We start from the raw sequence: 23,359 nt of genomic DNA on the forward strand, positions 1-23,359 counted from the left end.
AAACTTGCCGCAGCTATAGTTTCAGAAATCGGGGATGCCAAGCAGTTTGAGGATCCGAAGCAACTCGTAGCTTTTGCGGGGTTAGATCCTGGGGTCTTTAGTTCTGGACAATTTGTGGCCACTAGCAACCGAATAACCAAGCGAGGATCTAAACGATTGCGCAGAGCTTTGTATTTGGCTGTCCAATGTGGAATCAGGCGCAGCACGAACCAGAAACTTAGGGCATACTACGACAAGAAAAGAGAAGAGGGCAAACCCTACAAGGTGACGGTGATTGCTTGCGCCAACAAGCTATTGCATCACATTTACGCCATCTTGAAAAAGAGTCAGCCCTACCACGTATAAACCATATTTAACCAACACCCTCCACTGCTATGGAGGTTATTTGGTGTGCAATGAGAATTATATCAACATCATGTTATCAAGCCAAGACACCAATGCTTGACAAACATTAGCTGGTTTTTATGGGGAAACAAAAATGTCCCTGAAAATGATGTTGCTCGCAAAAGTCGTGAAAGTGCTATTCGACATGTCGTCTAACCGTTAGTCCGGCTAGGCGCGAATGGATATGATTATCATGAGAAAGCATTAATAGCGAGGAGGAGCTGTATGTTGAATCAGGAGTCGCAAGGGAAGAACCATCTGCTACTGGATAAAGGAAAACCGTTCATTATGCTTGCGGGCGAGGTCCATAATTCCAATTCGTCATCCGCAGAATATATGGAATCGATCTGGGAGAAGGCAGTCAAGCTTGGCATGAACAGCTTATTGCTACCGGTGACATGGGAGATGGTCGAACCCGAAGAAGACGTGTTCGACTTCCGATTGGTGGACGAACTGATTGGCCAGGCTAGAAGGCACGGGATGAAGATCGGCTTCTTGTGGTTCGGCGCCTGGAAAAACGCACAGTGCTATTATGCGCCATCGTGGGTCAAGACGGATTTGGAGCGCTTCAGAAGGGCGGAAGTCGAGAAGGGCAAAAATAAGATCAACATGAAGGATTTCTATGATTTGCCCTATACGACGTTATCCTATCTTTGCGAAGCAACCAATGCGGCCGATGCCAAAGCGTTTCGCGAATTGATGCGTCACATTAAAGAAGTGGATGAACAAGAGCGCACGGTATTGCTTGTCCAGGTAGAGAACGAGCCCGGTCTGCAAGGCGCGGCGAGAGAACATTCCGATATAGCGGACACTGTGTTCGAGGCGGATGTCCCGCAACCGTTCGTGGATTATATGAAATCGCAAACGGGAACTATGGCCGAGGATGTCCGCGATGCCGTCGAGAAAGGCGCGCAGAGCGGCAATTGGAAAGCGGTGTTCGGAGAAGCGTCGGAGGAAGTGTTCAGCGCGTATCACATTGCAAGTTATATCGATAAAGTTGCTGCCGCCGGCAAGGAGGTCTATTCTCTGCCGATGATGGCCAACTGCTGGCTGGATAAAGGCCAAAAGCCCGGGATCTTTCCGAGCGGCGGGCCTGTATCCCGGATGATGGAGGTGTGGAAGTACTGCGCGCCTCATGTAGACGTACTTGCGCCGGATATTTATGTTCCGAATTTTTGCGAAGTGTGCGACGAGTACGTCAAGATGGACAACCCTCTCTTTATTCCCGAGACGGCGACTCACGGCTATGCAGGTCCGAGGCTGGTCTACGTGGTGGGGCATCATCATGCGTTGGGATTTGCTCCGTTCGCTTTCGAAGACATGGGGAAACCTTTTACGGCCATCCAAAGCTATCTCTTCGGCATGGACATCGACGATCCCATGTTGAAGACGCCGCAGAACATCGATGAATATGCGTGGTATAATCGAACGCTTCACAGTATGATGCCGTTATTGACGGACAAATACGGCACATCGGATTTGCAGGCAACGATCGTCGAGCGTCCGGAGCAAGATACGATGGTGTTCGGGGAGTATGGCTTCAAGGCGTTGATGAATCTGCCCATATTGACACGGAAAGACGGAGTATGCCTTGTGTTGAAAAGGACGGCCGAGGAGTTCTACATCATTGTAAACGGCTGTGCCGTTATTCCGTTCTCCGCAAACCCGAACAAGCCCAACGTGGATATATTATCCTTGGAAGAAGGGTGCTTCGAGCAAGGGATGTGGAAGATGAGCCGGCGGCTGAATGGGGACGAGGCTGCGAGCATGCGGTTCGAAACCCCAACGTTGCTGAAAATCAAGTTATTCGGATACCGATAAAGAAAGTTCAAAAGTCGTGAAAGTGTTATTCGACATATCGTCTAACCGTTAGTCCGTCGAAGGGCAAAAAGCTATGATTAATTCCGTAAGATACACTTGAAGGGAAGTGAACACGGATATGAAATTCGATCAAAATTCCAAGCTGGGCGACTTGTTAGGGAACGCTGCGGCAAAAGCCGTACTGGACAAGCATCTTCCGGGATTCTCGAACAACCCGATGACCGGAATGGCTAGCGGGTTTACGCTGGGCCAATTGGCGGCGTTTCCGCAAGCTAACGTCTCTTCGGAAGTACTGGCATCCATCGTTTCCGATTTAGCTGCTATCGAATAGAAGAGCCGGTTATTCCAAACAATTGAAGCAAGGAGGTTGAGCAGATGAAGCTTCATGGTAAAGTAGCGGTTGTCACGGGAGCGGCATCGGGGATGGGCAAAGCGATCGCGGAGCTCTTCGCTCAAGAAGGCGCTAAAGTGGTCGTATCGGATCTTAATGTCGACAACGCGGGCAAAGTGGTTGAGGGAATCGAAGCTGCTGGCGGAACGGCGATCGCGGTGGCAACCAATGTCGCAGTCGAAGAAGACGTTCAGCGCTTGATCGATATCGCGGTTCAAACGTACGGCACCGTGGACATTCTCGTCAACAATGCCGGCATCATGGACAATTTCGTGCCTGCCGGTGACTTGACGGACGAGCTATGGGACAAGGTATTTGCCGTGAACACGACCGGACCGATGCGGACGACAAGGAAGGTTCTTCCTCTCTTCATCGGCCAGAAGAAAGGCGTAATCGTGAATATCGCTTCGGCTGGCGGCTTATTCGGTTCCCGGGCGGGAGCCGCTTATACCGCTTCGAAGCATGCTGTCGTCGGATTTACGAAGAACGTCGGCTTTCAATACGCGACACACGGCATTCGCTGCAACGCGATTGCGCCAGGCGCGGTCGCAACGAATATCGCCATGTCCATAACGGCACCGAATCCGTTTGGCGCGGAACGTGCGCAGATCGGCATGGGCATCAATCCCGGCCTAGGTCAACCCGAAGACATCGCGAAGGTCGCATTGTTCCTGGCGTCCGATGATTCCGGCTTTGTCAACGGCACGACGATTACCGCGGATGCAGGCTGGACGGCTTATTGATTAAGAATTCCCTTACGATAGGGGGCGGAAGCCGCTCCTGCATCGTAAGGTTTTTTTCTATCCTCCAGAAGTCGTCAAACCGTTAGTAGAGAAGTCGTGAGAGTGTTAGTGGCGAGGATTTATTCGTCTTATCATAGGAAGATGAGATATATCCTTAGGAGGAGAGAAGAACATGAGAAAACGCATTCAGTTGAATAATGCTTGGCGCTTTATTCGTCATAATGAAGAGTTGGCCGAAACCGTAACGTATCGAGACGACCGCTGGAGCGAAGTTAATCTTCCCCACACCTGGAATGCGGTAGACGGGGCGAACGGTTATGAATATTACCAAGGCGCATGCTGGTACAGAAAAGAGTTCACTCTAAGCGCTTCCGATCAGGGAAGGAAAGTGTACATCGAATTCAACGGCTCCAATAGTGTTACCGATGTATACGTCAACGCTCGGCATGTTGGTCAGCACAAAGGCGGTTACTCCACCTTCAGGTTTGACATTACGGCCGACGTAGCCTTCGGAACGACAAACGTGATCGCCGTCAAAGTCGATAATACCGTAGTAGACGATGTATATCCTCAGAAGGCGGACTTTACTTTCTACGGCGGCATTTACCGCGACGTATATCTGCTTGTTACGAATGAAGTTCATTTCGACGCGATGGATTACGGTTCTAACGGCGTATATATCGTTCAGGAAGAGGTTTCGAAAGAAAAGGCTCACCTAAAAATCGAATCCAGACTCGTAAATGACAGCGGCGAGGAGAAAAAAGTCAGACTGTGGGCGGATATTACCGATGCCGACAATCGTTCCGTCACTTACGCCGCGAAGGAGGTCGTTCTGGCCGCAGGCGAAGTTAGAACAGAAACGCTCGATTGCGTCATAGACGATCCGATTCTCTGGCAAGGCAGAAAAAATCCCTACATGTATCAAGCAACTGTCTCCATGACCAGCTTCAACGACACGATCGATCAGATTAAAGCTCTATTCGGAGTCAGGTACTTCCATGTCGACCCAGAGAAAGGCTTCTTCTTAAACGGCGAGCATTTGCCGTTGTTCGGCGTATCGAGACACCAGGACAGAAAAGATATGGGTTGGGCCGTTACGGAACATGAGCATATCGAAGACATGGAATTGATTAAAGAAATCGGCGCGACGTCCCTTCGCCTCGCCCACTACCAGCATAGCCAAACTTTTTACGATCTGTGCGACAAAGAAGGCATGGTGGTATGGGCGGAAATTCCTTTTATCTCGATCATGTCTCAGAACGAGCTGGAAGGAATTAACGCAAAGCAACAGATGCTTGAGCTAATCAAACAGAATTACAATCACCCCTCTATCGTATTCTGGGGCGTGCAAAATGAAATTCAAATCGGCGGGGAACGACCGGAAGTCCGAAAACTCGTTAGAGAATTAAGCGAGTTGACCAAAAAAGAAGATCCTACCCGACTCACGACGATGGCCAACGTTCTATTCGTCGACGAGAAGGACGAATATAATCGGATGACGGACGTGATCGGTTACAATAAGTATTACGGATGGTATCACGGTAAGACTGAAGATTTCGATCCCTGGTTGGACAAGTTTCATCGGATCAATCCCGATAGACCGCTTTGTATTTCCGAATACGGCGTTGAAGGGATCGTCCAATATCACAGCGCTGAGCCGAAGGTAAAAGACTATACCGAAGAATACCATGCGCTTTATCATGAGATCGCTTGGAAAATATTCGAGAAAAAGCCGTTCCTTTGGGCTACGTACGTATGGAATATGTTCGATTTCGGAGCCAATATCCGAGACGAGGGCGGAGTTAAAGGAAGGAACAATAAGGGGCTGGTCACCTACGATAGAAAGATTAAGAAGGACGCTTTCTATATGTATAAAGCCCATTGTTCCGACGAAAAGTTCGTCCATATTACAAGCAAGCGCTTCGTGGATCGGGCTGAGGACAGCATTCAAGTGAAAGTCTATTCGAATTGCGAAGAGGTCACGCTGTATTTAAACGGCGAACAAATTCAATCTAAATCCAGCAAAGAGAAAATCTTCGTCTTCGACAATGTCGTACTGGCGGAGGACATGAATGAAATCCGTGCGGTGGCCTGCGAAAGTAACGTGAACTATCAAGATATAGCCCGATTCAATAGAGTAGAAGCGCCGAATGCAAGCTATGAAGCGCCGCCGGTTGCGGATGAAGGAAAAGAAGTTAAAAACTGGTTCGAGCTGCCCGATACGAGCGCGGAAGAGTTAGCGGAGTTGCAAATTACGGACGACGCGTATTCCACCCGTTGCACATTTAAAGAGCTGTTCGAGAACAAAGATGCGGAGACTGTGCTGAATAAATATTTCGGAGAAAATTTCAGGGACAGGCCGCAATACCCTATGATGCAAGGATTTACAATCGACATGCTGGCAGGAATGTCGCCGGAAAATTTCCCTGAGAAACTGATTTTCGCAATCAATAAAGAACTTACTAAAATTAATAAAGTTTAGACATTTGGCTTGGACCCTCAATCTGGTTCAAGCCTAATTATTTGCCGGCATGCATAGATGAATCGCAATCCCACATAAACGCATACTTATGCACCGATCTAATCTTAGCTATACCCCGTTCGCGAACAAAACCTGTCAGTAACCTAGCAACCGCTGACAGGCTTTGTTCATTTAAGGCGCGGAGGCCCAGACCGTCTGAACGTCGGTTTGGCGGATTTCCCTGATACCCATATCCATAAACTCCGGCACCTGCCGATGATCGCTGACGCGGAGCAGCGTCTCGACGATGGTACGGCCCCATTCCTGCTCGTTCTGGGAGATCACGGCGGTTAGCTGGCCATTCTGCAAGGTCTCGATGCTGGAGGGGTTATTGCCCATGGACAGAGAAATTCGATCCAAGCCTTTGGCCTTCCAGATTAGGGTGGAGACGGCAGCCGACACGATATCGAGACTGACCATCGCGCTGAAGTGAGGGTGCTCGTCAATCATGCTCTCGATGTCGCTCATGGCGCGATCTTCGCTTCCTTGGTTATAGCGCACATCAAGCACCTCAATCGAGGACTCCTCGTTCAAATAATCCAGAAGCCCTTCGAGCCGTTGGTGGAGACCGATCATCTCCTGCATACCGGTCTCGACAATAATCATTCCCTTGTTATCCAGCAGGTCGCTGATGGTCATGGCGAACTGCCTCCCGGTCGCATAATTGTCGGCGCCGACGTAAGCGACGCGGTTGCTGTCGGGAGCGTCCCATTCAAAGGTAATAACGGGTATGCCGGCCGCCTGGGCCTTATCGATGACAGGAGTCAGAGCTTGCGTATCGACCGGAGAGATGGCGATTCCGTCTACCTTCTGCTTGATCATCATTTCCATAATGCGAATTTGCTGCTCCGTATTGGCTTCGTCGGGAGCGTTGACGAGCAGCGTGACATTTCGGCTCTCCGCCGTCGCTTTTGCGTCCTGCGTGATCGATTCGTAGGTGGCGTAAGTCATGGGATAAATAATGCCGAACTTTTTCGGAGGAGCTTGAGCGACGGAGCTGGAGGCGACATCCGCAGCCGTCTCGGCCAGCGACACTTTTCCGATCCCCATACAGCCGTTTAAAGCCAATAGGAAGAGTAGGCTTATCACCAAGACGCGGGACAAGGCGCGAGATGCCTGCCTAACTTCCATCATTCATCACCCTCGGACGGTCGGCTCTAAGCTCTGTCATGTCCTGATTTCGATATTCCTTGGGCGTCATGCCCGTAAGTCTCTTAAAGAGATTCGAGAAATAATGCGGATCGCTGTATCCGACCTCGTAGGCGATCTCGAAGGTTTTGTTGGGAGTCGACCTCAGCAATTCCATCGCCCGCCGGATTCGAACCTGCGTCAGGTGCTCGGTTAACGTGTGGCCCATCTCCTGGCTGCATATTTTGCTGAGATGACTGGGACTGATTCGGACGTGCGCGGCAATATCCTTCAGCGACAATTGGTCATTCGCATAGTGAGCCTGAATGTAAGACTTTACCTTATCGATAATTTCCCCGTACTTGTCGGACGATTCTACGCGCCATTGCCACAGCTGCTGCAGCAATGCGTTCAGGTAGAGGAGGCTGTCCTCCCAGGATGACACCTGTCGCAGCGTTTGTTGCAGACGTTCAAGGCTTGCTGTCGGCTCCTCCGGAGAACGGAACCATTGCTTGGCGACGCGGAAGGCTTCCAGCGTCAGGTCGTTCAAGAGATAAAATCCGTACAGGGAGGACTGCCAATCGATCTGCTTCAAGGCCTCCGCGAATTCCCGAACGAAAGCCTCCCGCTTGGCGGGGGTGCCCACCTTCAAAAAGTCGAGAAAGCCGGCCCGATCGAGCAGAATATCCAGCTTCTCCCGATAGGTGGTTTCACGAAGAGATATTTTGTTCTGACGAGTCAGACGGGTAATATACTGATCCTCCTGGGCCTCCAGATAGGAGACATGAATGCCTTGAATACGCTCCTGCAGGCTCCCGACGCCTACCGTAATCTCGCAGGGGTACTGCTCCTCAAGCTCCGAGCGAATTCGGTTCCCGACCTGCTCCAAGCGTTCCGAGAGGTTTTCCGAGAAGCTACTCTTGAAGATGCGAACCAGCTCTGTCCGTCCGCGAACGAACGTCAATCCGTCCGCATCCGGCGTTACCCACTGCTCGATGCTTCCCTGAATGCCATTCAGCAAGACGTCATTCTGCGAGCGTGCGAAATCAGGGATGCGAATGTCCAGCACGGCAACCCGATAGAAGCGGGAGGCGAGCGGCAGCGAGAGCTTCTTGGCGGATTCAATCGCCTCATGGGTGCCGATCAGGCCGCCGCAGAGGTCGGATAGCAGCTTTTCCTTCGTCATGCCCTGATTGCGCTTCAGCTGCTGTTCCTCATCGATCTTGCGGCTGACCTTGCGAAGCAATTGAATGAACTCCGAGGCGCTGATCGGCTTCAGGCAGTAATCCTCGACTCCGAGACGGATGGCCGCTTGGGCGTATCGAAATTCATCATGCCCGCTCATCACGATGATCTTGATGTCCGGCATTTCTTTATGAACGATAGAGGCAAGCTCCAATCCGTCCATGAACGGCATCTTGATATCCGTAATGAGGATGTCCGGCTTTTGCTCCTCGATGATCGGCAAGGCGAGCTCGCCGTCCGACGCATCCCCGCAGTAGAGGAAGCCCTCTTTCTCCCAATCTACGCATCGGCGTATCGTCTCCCGAATGAGAATCTCGTCATCCACGATCATGACCTTTTTCACGAACAAACCCCCTTTATCTTTTTGGAATCCGTATGGACACCTTGCTTCCTTCCTTATGGATGCTGTCCAGCTCAATTCCGTATTGAGCGCCAAAATAGAGCCGAATCCGATGGTGCACGTTGAGCAGACCGAAGCCCCCCTCATGGTCGTCATCCGAAGGAAGATGGGCATCGGCCGGTTGCTCTAATTGTTCCCGCAGAACGGCAAGCTTCTCGGGTACAATTCCGATTCCGTTGTCCTCGACGGTCAGCACCATAAAATGGCCGTCGATGTAGCCGCCTATTCGAATCATGCCTTGGCCTCGTTTATTTTTGATCCCATGGTAGATGGCATTCTCGACGAGAGGCTGCAGCGACATTTTCATGATGGGATAGATCTGGAGCGCCGGGTCGACGTTGATTTCGTATTGCAGAATATCCCGGTATCTCATTTGCTGAATGACCAGATAATTCTCGACATGCTCCAGCTCGGTCTTGATCGAGATCCAGTCGCGCCCTTTGTTCAGACTTAGCCGGAAAAACCTTGATAACGCTTTCACCATCTTGATGACGCTTTGTTTATTTTCGTCCTCGGCCATCCATAGAATCGAATCCAGGGTGTTGTACAGAAAATGAGGATTGATCTGCGCTTGAAGCGTACGCAAATCGGCCAGCTGCACCCGTTCTTGCTCGCGTCTGCTTTTTTCGATCAGGCTCTTGATTTTTTCCAGCATAATGTTGAAGCTTTTCCCCAGATCGGCAATCTCGTCATCCCCGTTGGGCTTCACCTTGGCGTCCAGATAGCCGCTTGCGGCTTTGCGCATCTTGTTCATCAGAATCTGAATCGGCTGCGTGATGCGCTTGGTGAGGAAGAAATACAGCGTCAAGGCAAATACCGCGCTAAGCAGGACGCTTAGGAATATGAGCTGGCGAATGCTGTAAGCCTCCGCGACAACCTCCTTGAGCGGAGCGACGCCGACGACGGTCCAACCTGTCTGTCTCGCGGTTCCGTACGCGACGAACTGCTTCGGACTCGGGTTCTGAAGCACATAGCTGTTACTGTTGGCGGTCATCGGCTGAACGGAGATCCGCTCGAGAATCTCCCGGTTGGTCTGGTTGGACGGAGGCGGGAATAGCGTCGAGCCGTATCCGTCAATGAGATAGAAGAAGCCCGTTCGACCGATCATGGCGCTGGACAAGTATTCCTTAATGATTGAATCGTCGAGATCAATGACGATAAAGCCGATGACTTCATGAGTAATGCGCTGCTTAACCGCCGCCATGATCGAGAACGCGTTCCTGGCGGGATAGGAGAAGCCGTCCAGACGATCGCTGTCCGTGGTCGCGGAATAGGGCAGCCGGAGAATCGCATCGGGATATTGCGTCAAGTATTGAAAGTGGGGGTTGCGAAGCGGGTTTCGTTCCAGTTGGAATACCCCTCTTCGCTCGCTGATGCCCTTGCCGTAGAAGTTGACCATCGAGATGTTAAGCATGTTGTCGAATTTGTACGTCTCCCGATACAACTGGAACGTCTGCAGAATCGTCTTGGCCTCCTCGTACGTCTCCGACTGGGAGTAGAGGAATTGGAGCACTTGCGGGTTGTTGCCCAATTCCAGAAGACGCTCCGTGTCCTCGAATAAAGTATCGATGTTGCGGGCCAACTGCTCTGCGGTCAACTGGGCCGAGGCTTTGCTGTGATTTGAGACCGTGGTGTAGGATTTCTGGTAGGATACGAGCCCCACAGCAAGAAGCGGGAAGGCGGTGAGGAAGATGAACATGCTGAGGAGCTTGGCTCTTAGACTCGAAGTAATCCACTTGAATAGATTCATAAGTCATTCCTCGTCCAAGGGAGTTTTCACGATTTGTTCCTAATTATAGCGCATCAGGCTCGGGGAATGAGAGAAACGCAAAATAATACACGTTTTACATAAAAAATCACATCTTTACAGCTTGCTGCATGGCGATATCCGCAAGAAATCCCAGCAAACCCGAAACGGACTCCATATAAGGGGCGCAGTCACCGGTTCTATAATGGGGACACACCGAGGCCGGTGAACTTTAAGGGAGGATATGCTAAATGAAGAGCAACAAAAAATGGGGTGCAGGTCTGTTGCTTGCCATGCTGATCGCCATCGTGACGGCTTGCGGCAGCAACGGCAACAACCAAGCGAGCAATACCGGAGGAGCGTCTTCGCCGGAACCGTCTCCATCCGCCACAACCAGCGCAAGCGCAAGCGAGAAGCCGTCCGGCAGCAAAATTACGCTCGGGTTCTCCCAAGTCGGCGCAGAGAGCGGCTGGAGAACGGCCAATACGAAATCGATCCAGGACTCGGCGAAGAGCGCAGGCTACGATCTGAAGTTCTCGGACGCTCAGCAGAAGCAGGAAAATCAAATCAAGGCCATTCGCTCCTTCATTCAACAGAAGGTCGATGTCATCGCGTTCTCTCCAGTCGTCGAATCCGGCTGGGACACGGTTCTGAAGGAGGCTAAGGATGCGGGGATTCCGGTTATTCTCACGGACCGCGCCGTCGATTCGGAGGATAAGACGCTGTACAGGACGTTCATCGGCTCCGACTTCGTGGAAGAGGGCCGGAAAGCCGGTCAGTGGGTGGTCGACAAGTTCAAGGATTCCCAGGAAGCCGTCAACATCGTTGAGCTGCAAGGCACGACGGGCTCCGCTCCGGCGAACGATCGCAAGTCCGGCTTCCAGGAAATGATTGCCTCCAATCCGAATCTGAAGGTCATTGCATCCCAGACGGGAGACTTCACGCGCGCCAAGGGGAAGGAAGTCATGCAAGCGTTCCTGAAAGCGCACAAGGACATCGACGTGCTGTATGCCCATAATGACGACATGGCGCTTGGCGCGATTCAAGCCATCGAAGCTGCCGGTCTGAAGCCGGGCGAGGACATCATCATCATCTCGGTCGACGCGGTTAAGGATGGAATGACGGCCGCGGCGGCAGGCAAGATCAACTTCATCGTAGAGTGCAACCCGCTGCTCGGACCGCAATTGATGGAGGCCGTTCAAGCTGTCGTTGACGGCAAGGAAATCGAGCCTCGAATCGTGACGAACGAGACGACCTTTACCTCCGAGCAAGCGAAGGAAGCTCTTCCGTCCCGCGAATATTAATAGCGACAAGCAGAGGATAATGCCGGGAAAGTCACTCCAATGGGCTAACAGCCGCCGAGTGGCTTTTCTCGCTTTACAAAAAGGAGAGGATGAAATGGCCGTCCCAACGCCGATTCTGAAGATGACGGGCATTACCAAGCAATTTCCGGGCGTCAAGGCTCTGTCCAACGTAAACTTCAGGCTGTTTCCCGGAGAGGTTCACGCGCTTATGGGCGAGAACGGCGCGGGCAAATCTACGCTGATCAAGGTGCTGACGGGCGTGTACTCCATCGACGAAGGCGCGGTGGAGATGGAGGACAAGAGAGTTTCGATCACGGGACCGCTGGAGGCGCGGAGGGTGGGCATCAGCACGGTCTATCAGGAGGTGAATCTATGCCCGAATTTGTCTGTCGCCGAGAACATCTCAATCGGCCGAGAGCCGCGCAAGCTCGGCAGAATTCAATGGAAGAAGCTGAATCGCGACGCTGACAAGCTGCTGAAGGAGCGGCTTAACCTCTCGATCGACGTCACGCTCCCGCTGCAGTCGTATTCGGTGGCTATTCAGCAACTGATAGCCATCGCGCGCGCGCTGAGCATCTCGGCCAAGGTGCTCATTCTGGATGAGCCGACATCAAGCCTCGATCAGAACGAAGTTCAGCAGCTGTTTGCAGTTATGCGGAAGCTTAAAAGCGAAGGCATGGCCATCTTGTTCGTGACGCACTTCCTGGATCAGGTCTACGAAATGTCGGATCGATTGACGATTCTGCGCAACGGAGAGCTGGAAGGCGAATACCTGGCGGCGGAGCTGCCCAAATTCGAGCTCGTCCTGAAGATGATCGGCAAGGAGCTTAAGCTGCTGGATGAGCTTCCAATGCTGTCCGAGGAACACAAGGAGAAGACGGGCGGCACCATGCTTACCGCTTCCGGATTAGGAAGAAAGGGGGCGATACGGCCATTCGATCTGGCGATTCGCAAGGGAGAGGTCGTCGGACTGGCCGGACTTCTCGGCTCCGGCCGGACGGAGATGGCCAGACTCCTCTTCGGAGCGGATCGCCCGGATGAGGGCAAGCTCGCCGTCGCGACCGCCGGCAGACCGGTCAAGTCGCCGAGAAGCGCGATTCGTCAAGGTCTTGCCTTCTGCTCGGAGAACCGCAAGACGGAAGGCATCATTGACGATCTGACCGTACGGGAAAACATTATTTTGGCTCTCCAGGCGACGCGAGGCTGGTTTAAGCCGATCTCGCGCAAGAAGCAGGAAGAGATCGCGGAAAGCTATATTCAAATGCTGAATATCAATCCGAAAAATGCGGAGCACTTAATCAAAAACCTCAGCGGGGGCAACCAACAGAAGGTGCTGCTGGCGCGTTGGCTTCTTACGCAGCCGGAGCTGCTCATCTTGGACGAACCGACTCGCGGGATCGATGTCGGCGCCAAAGCCGAGATTCAGAAGCTGGTTCTCTCCTTGGCTAAGCAAGGGATGGCTGTGCTGTTCATCTCCTCCGAGCTGGAAGAGGTCATTCGGGTCAGCGACCGGGTCGCTGTGCTCCGGGATCGCAGCATCGTGAAGGAACTCGCAGGAGAACAAATCAATCAGCAGCAAATCATGCAAGCGATGGCAGGAGGTTGACACAATGGCTGGCAGGCTCGTTCGGCACCCTATGTTTTGGCCATTATGCGTATTGGCCTCTCTCTTAATCTTTAACTTGCTTTATTCGCCCGATTTCTTCTCGCTTGTCGTTCGCAACGGGAACCTGTATGGCAGCCTGATCGACATTCTGAACTTCGGAGCTCCGCTCATGCTGGTATCCATCGGAATGACGCTCGTCATCGCGACCGGCGGGATCGACCTGTCCGTCGGTTCTATCGTCGCGATCTCGGGCGCGATCTCATGTCTTGCGATCAGCAAGGGCGCGGATCAGGGCTCGTTGCCTCTCGTTATAGGGGCCGTGTTGGCTTCTATGGCTCTATCCCTCGTGCTCGGACTATGGAATGGCGCCCTCGTCTCCGCCGCACGCATACAGCCGATTATCGCCACGCTGATTCTGATGGTAGCGGGCCGGGGAATCGCGCAGCTGATTACGGGCGGCCAGATCATCACCGTCTCAAGCTCGCCCTATGCCTATATCGGCGCGGGCTCGTTGGCGGCATTGCCCTTTTCGATCTTTATCGTAGCGGCCGTTCTGCTGGCGGCTTTCCTTCTGACTCGCAAGACGGCTCTGGGCTTATTCATCGAGTCGGTCGGCAGCAACGCCCGAGCGAGTCGGCTGGCGGGGCTGCGCGCGAACACGGTCATCTTGTCTGTTTACGTCTTCGGCGGATTGTGCGCCGGCATCGCGGGATTAATCCTCAGCTCCAACGTATCGAGCGCGGACGGCAACAATGCGGGCCTCTGGTATGAGCTTGACGCCATCCTTGCGGTGGTCATCGGAGGGACGTCGCTGAACGGCGGACGATTCTATCTGATGGGAACCGTCGTCGGCGCCCTGATCATTCAAACCCTTACGACCACGATCTATATGGTCGGCGTTCCGCCCGAGATTACGCTCGTCGTTAAGGCGGTAGTCGTCCTTGCCGTTTGTCTGATCCAATCCGAAGCCTTCCGCAAGACGCTCGCGATTCGTTGGAAGAAACGGAATTATCCCATCGAACAGGAGGCGACGCGCCATGTTACTTAATCGCAAATACGTTCCCGTCGCGGTGACCTTTGGATTGCTGGCCACGATGTTCGCTGCGGGAGCTTTCCGCTATACCGGATTTTTCTCTATGCAGGTTTTCTATAATCTCCTGATTGATAATTCGTTTCTGCTGATTACGGCCGTAGGGATGACCTTTGTCATTCTATCTGGAGGAATCGATCTGTCCGTCGGCTCCGTCATTGCTCTGACGACGATGGTCAGCGCAAGTCTGGTGGAGCAGCACGGATGGCCGCCGGCCGTCGTTATTCCGCTCGTGCTCGTCATGGGTTCCTTGTTCGGCGCGACGATGGGCGCGATTATTCATTACTTCCGAATCCAGCCTTTTATCGTCACGCTGGCCGGGATGTTCCTGGCTCGCGGATTATGCTATCTCATCAGCATTGATACGATCACGATTAAGAACGCCTCCTATACCTGGGTTGCGCAGACGAAGGTGTCTCTTCCGGGAGGTTACGTCTCCATCAACGTGATGATTGCGCTTGTCGTCGTGCTGCTTGCCTTATATCTGGCCCACTACACGCGCTTCGGAAGAAATGTGTACGCCATCGGAGGCAGCGAGCAATCCGCTCTCTTGATGGGACTTCCCGTGGCGCAATCCAAAGTGCTCGTGTACACGCTGAGCGGTTTCTGTTCCGCTCTAGCGGGCGTCGTGTTCACGTTCTACATGCTGTCCGGGTACGGGCTTCACGCCATGGGCCTTGAGCTGGATACGATAGCTGCGGTAGTGATCGGCGGAACGCTGTTGACCGGAGGCGTCGGCTATATCGTGGGAACCTTCCTCGGCGTATTGATCCAGGGGGTTATCCAAACTATAATCAGCTTTGAAGGAACGCTCAGCTCCTGGTGGACGAAGATTGTGATCGGATTGCTGTTGTTTGTGTTTATTTTGTTTCAGAAAGTGCTTAGCGAGCGAAGGATTACTGTCAAATCGTAAAAGGCCGATGCCGGAATACAGGGGGCGGAGTCGTGAAGCCGTACGTATATGGAGCCTTTCTTCTGATCGTGCTAATGGTGTTTCAAGGATGCGCGAACGGTACCTCCGCTCCGTCCATTGCTTCGATGCCTGCGAATAAATTTCCGTCCTTGAAGGAATGGATGAGCACTGCGAAGTCGGACGATATGCCGGAGCAGCCGATTGTGCTTGGCTTTTCCCAGCTCGGAACCGAAAGCGCCTGGCGGATGGCGAATACTTCGTCCGTGCGGGAGGCCGCGAAGGAATCCGGCATCTCGCTCGTGTTTAAGAATGCGGAGCAGTCGCAAGAAAAGCAATTCGAGGCCGTACGGGAATTCATCCGTATGAAGGTAGATGTGATCGCCATTGCGCCCGTGGTGGAATCCGGGTGGGAGGATACTCTTCGAGAGGCCAAGCTCGCCGGTATCCCGATTGTGATTCTGGATCGGTTCGTGAACGTAGAGGACACGTCGCTGTTCGTGACGACAATCGGTTCGGACTTCCATGAGGAAGGCGTCAAAGCCGGCAAATATTTGCTGGACAAGATGCGCAATCGGCCTGGCCCTATTCGGATCGCCGAGCTGCAGGGAACCGCCGGTTCAACCCCGTCTATTCGGCGCGGGGAAGGCTTCCGCAGCATGATCGGGGAGAACGGGGATATGATCATCACCCAGAGCGCTCCGGCGGATTTCACGGAAAGCAAAGGAAAGGAAGTCATGAAGGAGTTCCTGAAGGCTCCCGCTGAGAAGCGCCCGCATGTGCTGTTCGCGCACAACGACGAGATGGCGATCGGGGCCATTGAGGCGATAGAAGAGGCAGGGCTTACGCCGGGCAAGGATATTGCGATCTTGTCCGTGGACGGCTCCCGAAGGGCGCTGCAGCTGCTGGCCGAGGGAAAGCTTGACGCGGTGGTCGAATGCAATCCGCTGCAAGGACCGCTCCTCATGCAAGCCGCCAAAGAGATTATGGCCGGACGAACGCTTCCGAAGAGGATGGTGCCGCCGGAAGATATCTTCACGCAGGAAAGAGCGGCCAAAGAAGTGGGACGACGAAAGTTTTAGGGAAATATCTCGGGAATGACATTCCTTGACGTGCCTAGCATCAGGGGTACGGCGAAGTGAGCTGCGGCTTAGGAGGTCAAGCACCGCCTCTTTTTTATATTGACGCTCTCTCGTTCCTTCTGTCATGATCGGCTTATCGTTCATTTCACTGGACAAATCCGTTAACGGGATAGGAGAGATCGACTTGACTCAGCAAGGCAAGGTTTATTTGTTCCAAGGGGATTCGATTACGGACGGAAATCGCGGACGCTCTGAGGACCCGAACCATATTCTCGGCCATGGCTATCCGTATCTCATCGCCGCCGAGCTGGGGGCAAAGCTGGCGGAAAGCGCCCCGTTGTTCATCAATCGCGGGATTAGCGGCAATCGGGTATCGGATCTGTACGCCCGCTGGAATGAGGATGCCATCGTGCTCAAGCCGGACACGATCAGCATCCTGATCGGCGTCAACGACGCTTGGCGAATTATGAACGGGGAGCCGACCGGTGCGACGGATCGTTTCGAGAGAGCCTATCGGCATCTGCTGGAGGAAACGAGAGAAGTGCTGCCGGATACCGGGTTGGTTCTGTGCGAGCCGTTTATTCTGAATGTCGGAGCGACGGCAGCGGACTGGCCGCGCTGGCAGGCGCAGATTGCCAAATATCAAGAGGCGACAAGGCGACTGTCCGAGGACTTCGGCGCCGTGTTCGTTCCGCTGCAGCGGACGTTCGACGAAGCCTGCGAAAGAGCCGAAGCCGCTTATTGGATATGGGACGGCGTGCATCCGACGACGGCGGGTCACCGGTTGATCGCGGACGCTTGGCTGAACACCGTGCAAGGAAGCGCGCTGGCGATTAAGGAGTAGCCGAGGGCGGCGACTATAGCGAGAAGACGAGAATCGTCGGTCCTGGACAGCAGGCCCGGCGATTTTTCTATCGACAAAACTGCAACCGTTTACAATAATAGACGTATTGGATTTCACTCGTCTGGCTCGGGCCGAAGGAAGGGACGATACGACGATGCACCGGATTTACCGGAACTACGTGAGGAACAACTGGTTCGTCAAATTAATTCTCGTCTATGCGGGCATCGCGGTGCTGACCATCGCGACGTTGTCCTATTTTGCCTACGTCTCTCTGGCCAAATCCATCGTGGACAACAAGCTGGACGATCAAAAAAACGCGATGAAAAGCGTCGACCAGTTTATCGAGAGCAAGTACGATGCGGTTCAGCTCATGCTGCAAAGCATATACCGGGATCAGCAGCTGTCCGACAACGTCAGCTATTTGCTCAAAAACTCTTACGAGAACTATGTATCCTACCGTCTGGACAAATTCGTCAACAGCGCCAACGGAGTGTCGAAGGGGCTGGATTTCTTCAAGGACAGGCTGGAGGACGACCCGGATATCGAGAACATCATTTTGTACAGCGCCGAAAAGCAATTCCTGTTCGTGAACGACCAGCATAACCTGTCCAAGCTGGTCGAGACGAAGGCGGCGCGATCCTATGTGCCGGATGCGATGATTCTGCCGAATATGGACATCTCCACCCCCAACGAGTGGGTGCGCAAGGCGATTGGACAGTGGAAGCCGGAGCTGATTGCCGTTCAGAGCGTCATCAACGATATGGCGACGTACAAGATGGCCGGCCAATTAATCGTCTATTACAACTCCGAGGCCGTGACGCGGGCGCTGGCGAACTACGGGGAATCGCTGCCGGGCTATATCCTTGCACTGACGCCCGATGGCAAGGTGCTGTTCGATTCCTCGGGACAATATTACGGCGATCTCTACCCGTATGCGAGTCGAATCTATGGCGCGGACGGGTCCGCTGCGCTCGACCAAGACGCGTATGTCTCCATGCTGAACGCCAAGCATCCGGGCTATGTCGTCGTCGGTATTGTTCCGAAGGCCGAATTGGCGGCGTATACGCAGGATTTAATGCGGCTGATTATTCTGATCGCAATCGCGGGCATCTTCGTCGCGATTCTTATCCCGTCCATCTTCGTGCTGAATTTCGCGAAGCGTGTGAACCGGATTATCCGTTCCATGAGGAAGGTGGAGACCGGGGATATGACCGTTCGCATTCAGGACGCGCGCGAGGACGAGCTGGGGCAAATTTCTCGCGGCTTCAACGACATGCTCGATGAGCTGACCCGTTATATCGAGAGGGTCTACAAGGCGGAGATCAGCCAGAAGCAGACCGAATTGTCCGCGCTGCAAGCGCGGATTCATCCGCATTTTCTGTACAATACGCTGGAAGTGATTCGAATGCGCGCCGTTTCCCAGGGCGTTCACGATGTCGGCGATATGATCTACAGCCTGGCCGGACTGTTCAAGAGCTTCGTGCAAAGTCAGGCCGTCGTCACGCTGCAGGAGGAATTGGATAATTGCCGCAAGTATTTGGAGCTATTCCGCATTCGCTATAAGGACAAATTCCAATACGCCTTCCACGCGGATTCCGAATTGCATGGGCTAGAGGTCGCCAAGATGTCGCTCCAGCCGCTCATCGAGAACTATATCGTTCACGGGCTGCGGACCGATCGGGACGACAACCGGATCGAGATCAGCATTGTCCGGGAAGAGGACAGAGTTCGGATCGACGTGAGGGATAACGGGAACGGCATTGCCAAAAGCCGGCTGGAGGAAATCCGTCAGGTGCTGCGTTTCCCGGAGATTGTGAACGAGAAGGCTTCATTTGGCCTTCGCAGCGTGAACGAGAGGCTTCAGCTGATGCACGGCAAGCCATTTGGAGTGGAAATCGACAGCGAGCCGGGTCAAGGAACAAGCGTAACCGTCTGGTTCCCGGCGAAGGAATGGAGAGAGAATACGAATGTATCGCGTCTTTCTGGTTGACGACGAGCCGTTTATCGTCGAAGGGTTAAGCGACGGCGTGGACTGGTCCCATTACGGTCTGGAAATTTGCGGGACGGCCGGTGATGGGAGGCAGGCGCTGGAGAGGCTGCGCGAGGTGCCCGCAGACATTCTGGTCACGGATATCACGATGCCGTTCATGAACGGTCTTGATCTTATTCGGCAGGTTCGGGCTTTCCGTCCGGAGATCAAGGTCATTATCCTGAGCGGCTACAACGAGTTCGACTACCTGAAGGAAGGCATGAGACTGGGGATTGAGAATTATCTGCTTAAGCCGATTCATTTCGAGGAGCTGTACGCTACGCTGGGAAACACGGTCGAGAAGCTGAACGCCGATCTGCAGCCCGCCGGATACAATGAGGAAGTCATGGACATTTTGAAGGACAACGTCCTCTATCGTTGGATCACGGAGCGAATCGACGCAGAGCAGTTGAACGAACGCGCGCGTATGCTGGGCTTCGAGCTGGAAGGGCAGTTCGTGCAGGCGGGAATCGTGCGGCACAAGGAGGCGGACAAGGCTCTTGGCAGCATGCGCAGGCTGGCGAAAAGCCGGGCGACGATTCATTGCTTTCGGGACAACGAAGGCGACAGCGTCGCGGTATTTCTCGGCGAGAGTGCGGAGCAATGCCGGGAGAGCGGTCTTGCTTTCATGCAGGCCGTGCAGCAAACGTTCGTCTCATCCGGGGGATTTATTTCTCTGGGCTCCATAGAAAAGCGGGGAAGCGAGCGCCTGGCTTATCGGAACGCCCAGCAGGCGATGGAGTCTCTTCTCATGCTTGGCCGCTCTGAGATTGGGCGCTACGAGCTGCTGAGCTTCGCGCCGGAGAACGGGACGCAAGCTTTCGAGCTGGACTGGGAGAGCTACAGACCGCTGCTGCTGTCGAACGACAGCCAGCGGCTAGAGGCCCGCATCGACGCCGATTTCCGCGCCATGCAAGCCTCCGAAGGCATTACGCCGGATCACGTTCGAGGCGCGGTTATCGAAGCGGTCGTGCGCATGAAGATGGAATTGCGCAAGCTGAAGCAGAGCGAATCGTCGTTCGAGGAGCGGTACCGCACGCTATTCCGGCAAGCCTATCACGCCCCCGATTCGGAGCGGTTGCTTCAAGCGCTGCAAGAAGTGGCGCGATTGTCCTCCGAGGAGCTGGTCCGTGCGGATACGAGCCCGATTATCAAGCAGGTCCTGAAGCACGTACAGACCCATTACGCCGAGGATTTGTCGCTGAAGTCGCTCGGCTCCAGGTTCAATGCGCACCCGGTTTATCTTGGCCGACTGTTCCAGCGAGAGACCAACGAAGCCTTCACGGAATACTTGAACAAGATTCGCATCGAGAAAGCGAAGGAGCTGCTCGGCCGGACGACGCTTAAGGTTCACGAGGTATCCAAGGAGGTCGGCTACTGGGAGCCGAGCTATTTTCACAAGCAGTTCAAGAAGCACGTCGGCATCACCCCGACTGAATTCAAAGCGCTTCTGTAAGCCTCTCGCCCGAGAGGCTATCTTTATTTTGAACAGGATATGTTTAGTTTCTTTTCTATATGAAAGTGCTTTCATCGCGTACAGTTGAATTAAGCCTTAGACGCAGGAATAAGGTCAATCCATCTCGGAGGGGTAGAAAACATGAAACAGAAAAGGAATTTTCCAGCTCTCTCGCTCGCCGTTCTGCTTGGGTTCGCGCTTGCGCTCAGCGCTTGCGGAGGCAGCAATGACAAATCTAAGCCTTCGGCGCAGGCTTCGTCCTCCAGCTCGCCTTCGGCCGCGACGGAAGCGTCCGCAAGCAAGGAGGAGCCCGTCGAGCTGATCTGGTACACGATCGGAACGCCGCAGAAAGACGTAAGCCGGGTTATGGAAGAAGTGAGCAAATACACCTCCGAAAAGATCGGAGTCACCGTTAAGATGACCCAGCTCGACTGGGGCGATTACAGCGAAAAAATGAAAGTGCTTACAGCCTCGGGAACGCCGATGGACATTCTGTTTACTTCCTCTTGGGCGTTCGACTACGTGCAGAATGCGCGGAAGGGCGCATTCCTTGAAATCGACGAGCTGCTGAAAACGAACGGCCAAGGCATTCAACAGGCGTTGAATCCGGCATTCCTGGAGGGCTCCAAGGTGGACGGCCACAATTACGGCATTCCGGCCAACAAGGAATTGCCCGCTCTGGAGGTATGGAGGTTCAACAAGACGCTCGCGGACAAATACGGCATCGACATCACGGGCGCTTCGACGCTGGAAAGCCTGGAGCCGATGCTCCAGAAAATAAAAGAAAGCGAGCCGGGCGTCGTTCCGTTCGCAATGAACAAGGACTACGTGCCGGTCGTTCCGTACGATTACCTGATTTCCAATCTGCCGATGGCCGTGAGGCTGGGCTCGGAGGATTACAAGGTGGTCAACGTACTGGAGATGCCGGAGATGAAGCAAGCGCTCCAAACGATGCGCAAATATTATAAGGCCGGATATGTATCCCCTGAAGCGGCTACGGCGACATCGCTTGACGACGTGCAGAAGTCCGGCAAGTGGTTCCTCGACCGCGCGGCGACGACGCCGTTCGCCGACAATCTGTGGTCGTCGAGCTACGGCTACCCTGTCGTGTCCACGCCGGCCAGCGATTCGGTCGTCTTCAACTGGTCGGTCATGGGGTCCATGCAAGCGATCTCCGCCAACTCCAAGCATCCCGACAAGGCGATGGATTTCCTGAATCTGCTGAATACCGATCCTTATCTTCGCAATATGGTAGATTCCGGCATGGAGGGCGTGCACTACAAGAAAACGGGCGACAATCGCATGGAGAACCTGGACGATTCCAAGAACTACGATATGCCGACCTTCTCGCTGGGCAATATCATGCTTACGTATTTGAATCCGGGCGATCCGGACAACAAATGGGACGAATACAAAACCTTCAACAGCGCGGGCAAGCCGGCTCCGACGCTCGGTTTCAACTTCGACACGTCCAACGTCACCTCCGAGCTGGCGGCGGTTCAGAATGTCAAAGGCGAGTTCTGGTCCGCTCTGATGACCGGCACGGTCGATCCGGAGGATTACCTGCCGAAGGCGATCGAGAAGTTCAAGGCGGCGGGGCTGGATGTCATTATCGCCGAAGCGCAAAAACAACTGGACGAATGGAAGGCTGCGAAGTAGCAAGCTGAGGAGGGGCCGGATGCGAGCGTCCGGTCCCTTCCCATTCAAGCGAAAGGGGAATTCACATGCTGGCGCGATCCTTGAAGCGATTGAACCGAAATAAGATGCTGCTGCTCATGGTGCTTCCCGCCACGATCTGGTTCGTCGTCTTTTCCTACTTGCCCATGGCCGGCACGATTATTGCATTCAAGGAATACCGCTACGATTCGGGCGGATTTCTGGCAAGCATCGTCAACAGCCAATGGGTCGGCATGAAAAACTTCGACTTCCTGTTCCGAACGGACGACGCTTTCATCATTACGCGCAATACGGTGCTGTACAACGCGGCCTTTATCGTGCTCGGCCTGATCGTCGCGGTGGCGATGGCGATCGTTCTGGTGGAATTGAGCAGCAAGCGCTTGTCCAAGACGTACCAGACGGCGATGTTCATGCCGTACTTCCTGTCCTGGGTCATTGTCGGCTACTTTGTATTCAGCTTTCTGAGCTCCTCCAAGGGGCTGCTTAATCAGATTACCTCCTTGTTCGGAATGGAGCCGATCAACTGGTATGCCGATCCGAAATATTGGCCGTACATCCTCGTTCTGATCTATTTATGGAAATTCGTCGGCTATAACAGCGTCATGTACCTGGCGGCGATCATGGGAATCGATCGTTCCCTCTACGAGGCCGCGATGATTGATGGAGCGGGCAAGTGGAAGCAGATTCGCCATATTACGCTGCCGCAGCTCTCGGCTCTGATGACGATTCTGACGCTGCTGGCGGTCGGTAAAATATTCTACGCCGATTTCGGGCTGTTCTATCAGGTGCCCCGGGATTCGGGTCTGCTCTACGCCACGACGAACGTAATCGACACATATGTGTACAGAGGCTTAAAAACGACGGGGGAGATCGGCATGACGACAGCCGCAGGCTTGTATCAGTCATTCGTCGGCTTCGTTCTTGTCGTCTCCACGAATTTCATTGTAAGGAAAATAAACAAAGACAACGCGCTGTTTTGAA

General features: G+C 53.7%; 18 protein-coding genes. 15 read left to right on the forward strand and 3 right to left on the reverse strand.

The features are described from left to right. The 5 genes from ACFO1S_RS00005 to ACFO1S_RS00025 all read left to right on the forward strand — a co-directional run. A partial coding sequence (locus ACFO1S_RS00005) for a transposase (RefSeq protein ID WP_378126004.1) occupies positions 1-345 on the forward strand: 345 nt, incomplete at its 5' end. 264 nt (positions 346-609) lie between these two features. Beyond that, a complete protein-coding gene (locus ACFO1S_RS00010; protein ID WP_204604708.1) occupies positions 610-2,205 on the forward strand; it encodes a GH35 family beta-galactosidase in 1,596 nt (531 codons plus the stop codon). Positions 2,206-2,323: 118 nt separating this feature from the next. Beyond that, positions 2,324-2,536, forward strand: coding sequence for a hypothetical protein (locus ACFO1S_RS00015; protein WP_204604707.1), 213 nt, complete (start codon positions 2,324-2,326; stop codon positions 2,534-2,536). A 44-nt stretch (positions 2,537-2,580) separates the two neighbouring features. After that, positions 2,581-3,339 carry an SDR family oxidoreductase gene (locus ACFO1S_RS00020; RefSeq protein WP_204604706.1) on the forward strand — a complete coding sequence of 253 codons (759 nt, stop codon included), beginning with the start codon at positions 2,581-2,583 and terminating at the stop codon, positions 3,337-3,339. A 172-nt stretch (positions 3,340-3,511) separates the two neighbouring features. Next, a complete protein-coding gene (locus ACFO1S_RS00025; protein ID WP_204604705.1) occupies positions 3,512-5,821 on the forward strand; it encodes a glycoside hydrolase family 2 protein in 2,310 nt (769 codons plus the stop codon). Positions 5,822-5,992: 171 nt separating this feature from the next. Here the strand turns inward: ACFO1S_RS00025 and ACFO1S_RS00030 are convergent, their stop codons facing one another. Genes ACFO1S_RS00030 through ACFO1S_RS00040 form a run of 3 tightly spaced genes read right to left on the reverse strand, consistent with a single transcriptional unit; the run spans position 5,993 to position 10,383 of the window. Next, positions 5,993-6,994, reverse strand: a complete 1,002-nt coding sequence (locus tag ACFO1S_RS00030; protein WP_378126007.1) for a sugar ABC transporter substrate-binding protein — start codon at positions 6,992-6,994, stop codon at positions 5,993-5,995. Then, complete coding sequence (locus ACFO1S_RS00035) at positions 6,981-8,576, reverse strand: response regulator (protein WP_204604704.1); 1,596 nt, start codon at positions 8,574-8,576, stop codon at positions 6,981-6,983. Before ACFO1S_RS00035 ends, ACFO1S_RS00030 begins: the two co-directional genes overlap by 14 nt. Before the next feature lie 13 nt (positions 8,577-8,589). Then, a complete protein-coding gene (locus tag ACFO1S_RS00040; RefSeq protein WP_204604703.1) occupies positions 8,590-10,383 on the reverse strand; it encodes a sensor histidine kinase in 1,794 nt (597 codons plus the stop codon). Between the two features lie 248 nt (positions 10,384-10,631). On the opposite strand from ACFO1S_RS00040, the gene ACFO1S_RS00045 reads away from it, so the two are divergent. The 10 genes from ACFO1S_RS00045 to ACFO1S_RS00090 all read left to right on the forward strand — a co-directional run bounded on the left by ACFO1S_RS00045 (position 10,632) and on the right by ACFO1S_RS00090 (position 23,358). Continuing rightward, positions 10,632-11,684: an ABC transporter substrate-binding protein gene (locus ACFO1S_RS00045; protein WP_204604702.1), complete on the forward strand. Its 1,053-nt coding sequence runs from the start codon at positions 10,632-10,634 to the stop codon at positions 11,682-11,684. A 94-nt stretch (positions 11,685-11,778) separates the two neighbouring features. After that, positions 11,779-13,290, forward strand: coding sequence for a sugar ABC transporter ATP-binding protein (locus ACFO1S_RS00050; RefSeq protein ID WP_204604701.1), 1,512 nt, complete (start codon positions 11,779-11,781; stop codon positions 13,288-13,290). A gap of 4 nt (positions 13,291-13,294) precedes the next feature. Next, complete coding sequence (locus ACFO1S_RS00055; RefSeq protein WP_204604700.1) at positions 13,295-14,338, forward strand: ABC transporter permease; 1,044 nt, start codon at positions 13,295-13,297, stop codon at positions 14,336-14,338. Then, positions 14,328-15,293, forward strand: coding sequence for a galactofuranose ABC transporter, permease protein YjfF (gene yjfF, locus ACFO1S_RS00060; RefSeq protein ID WP_204604699.1), 966 nt, complete (start codon positions 14,328-14,330; stop codon positions 15,291-15,293). The genes ACFO1S_RS00055 and yjfF overlap by 11 nt, the downstream gene beginning before the upstream one ends. A 32-nt stretch (positions 15,294-15,325) precedes the next feature. Then, complete coding sequence (locus ACFO1S_RS00065; RefSeq protein WP_378126008.1) at positions 15,326-16,372, forward strand: ABC transporter substrate-binding protein; 1,047 nt, start codon at positions 15,326-15,328, stop codon at positions 16,370-16,372. 184 nt (positions 16,373-16,556) lie between these two features. Then, positions 16,557-17,216, forward strand: a complete 660-nt coding sequence (locus tag ACFO1S_RS00070; RefSeq protein ID WP_378126010.1) for an SGNH/GDSL hydrolase family protein — start codon at positions 16,557-16,559, stop codon at positions 17,214-17,216. A gap of 154 nt (positions 17,217-17,370) precedes the next feature. Beyond that, positions 17,371-19,206, forward strand: coding sequence for a sensor histidine kinase (locus tag ACFO1S_RS00075; RefSeq protein ID WP_204604717.1), 1,836 nt, complete (start codon positions 17,371-17,373; stop codon positions 19,204-19,206). After that, on the forward strand, positions 19,184-20,701 hold the full coding sequence (locus ACFO1S_RS00080) for a response regulator transcription factor (RefSeq protein ID WP_204604697.1): 1,518 nt from the start codon (positions 19,184-19,186) through the stop codon (positions 20,699-20,701). The genes ACFO1S_RS00075 and ACFO1S_RS00080 overlap by 23 nt, the downstream gene beginning before the upstream one ends. Before the next feature lie 141 nt (positions 20,702-20,842). Continuing rightward, a complete protein-coding gene (locus tag ACFO1S_RS00085; protein WP_204604696.1) occupies positions 20,843-22,360 on the forward strand; it encodes an ABC transporter substrate-binding protein in 1,518 nt (505 codons plus the stop codon). A 65-nt stretch (positions 22,361-22,425) separates the two neighbouring features. Continuing rightward, the gene (locus tag ACFO1S_RS00090) at positions 22,426-23,358 is read left to right on the forward strand and encodes an ABC transporter permease (protein WP_204604695.1); all 933 of its coding nucleotides are present in this window, start codon (positions 22,426-22,428) and stop codon (positions 23,356-23,358) included. The last annotated feature ends 1 nt before the right edge of the window (position 23,359 follow it).

The sequence above is a fragment of the Cohnella boryungensis genome (assembly GCF_042651945.1).
In the GTDB taxonomy this organism is placed as follows: Bacteria; Bacillota; Bacilli; order Paenibacillales; family Paenibacillaceae; genus Cohnella; species Cohnella boryungensis.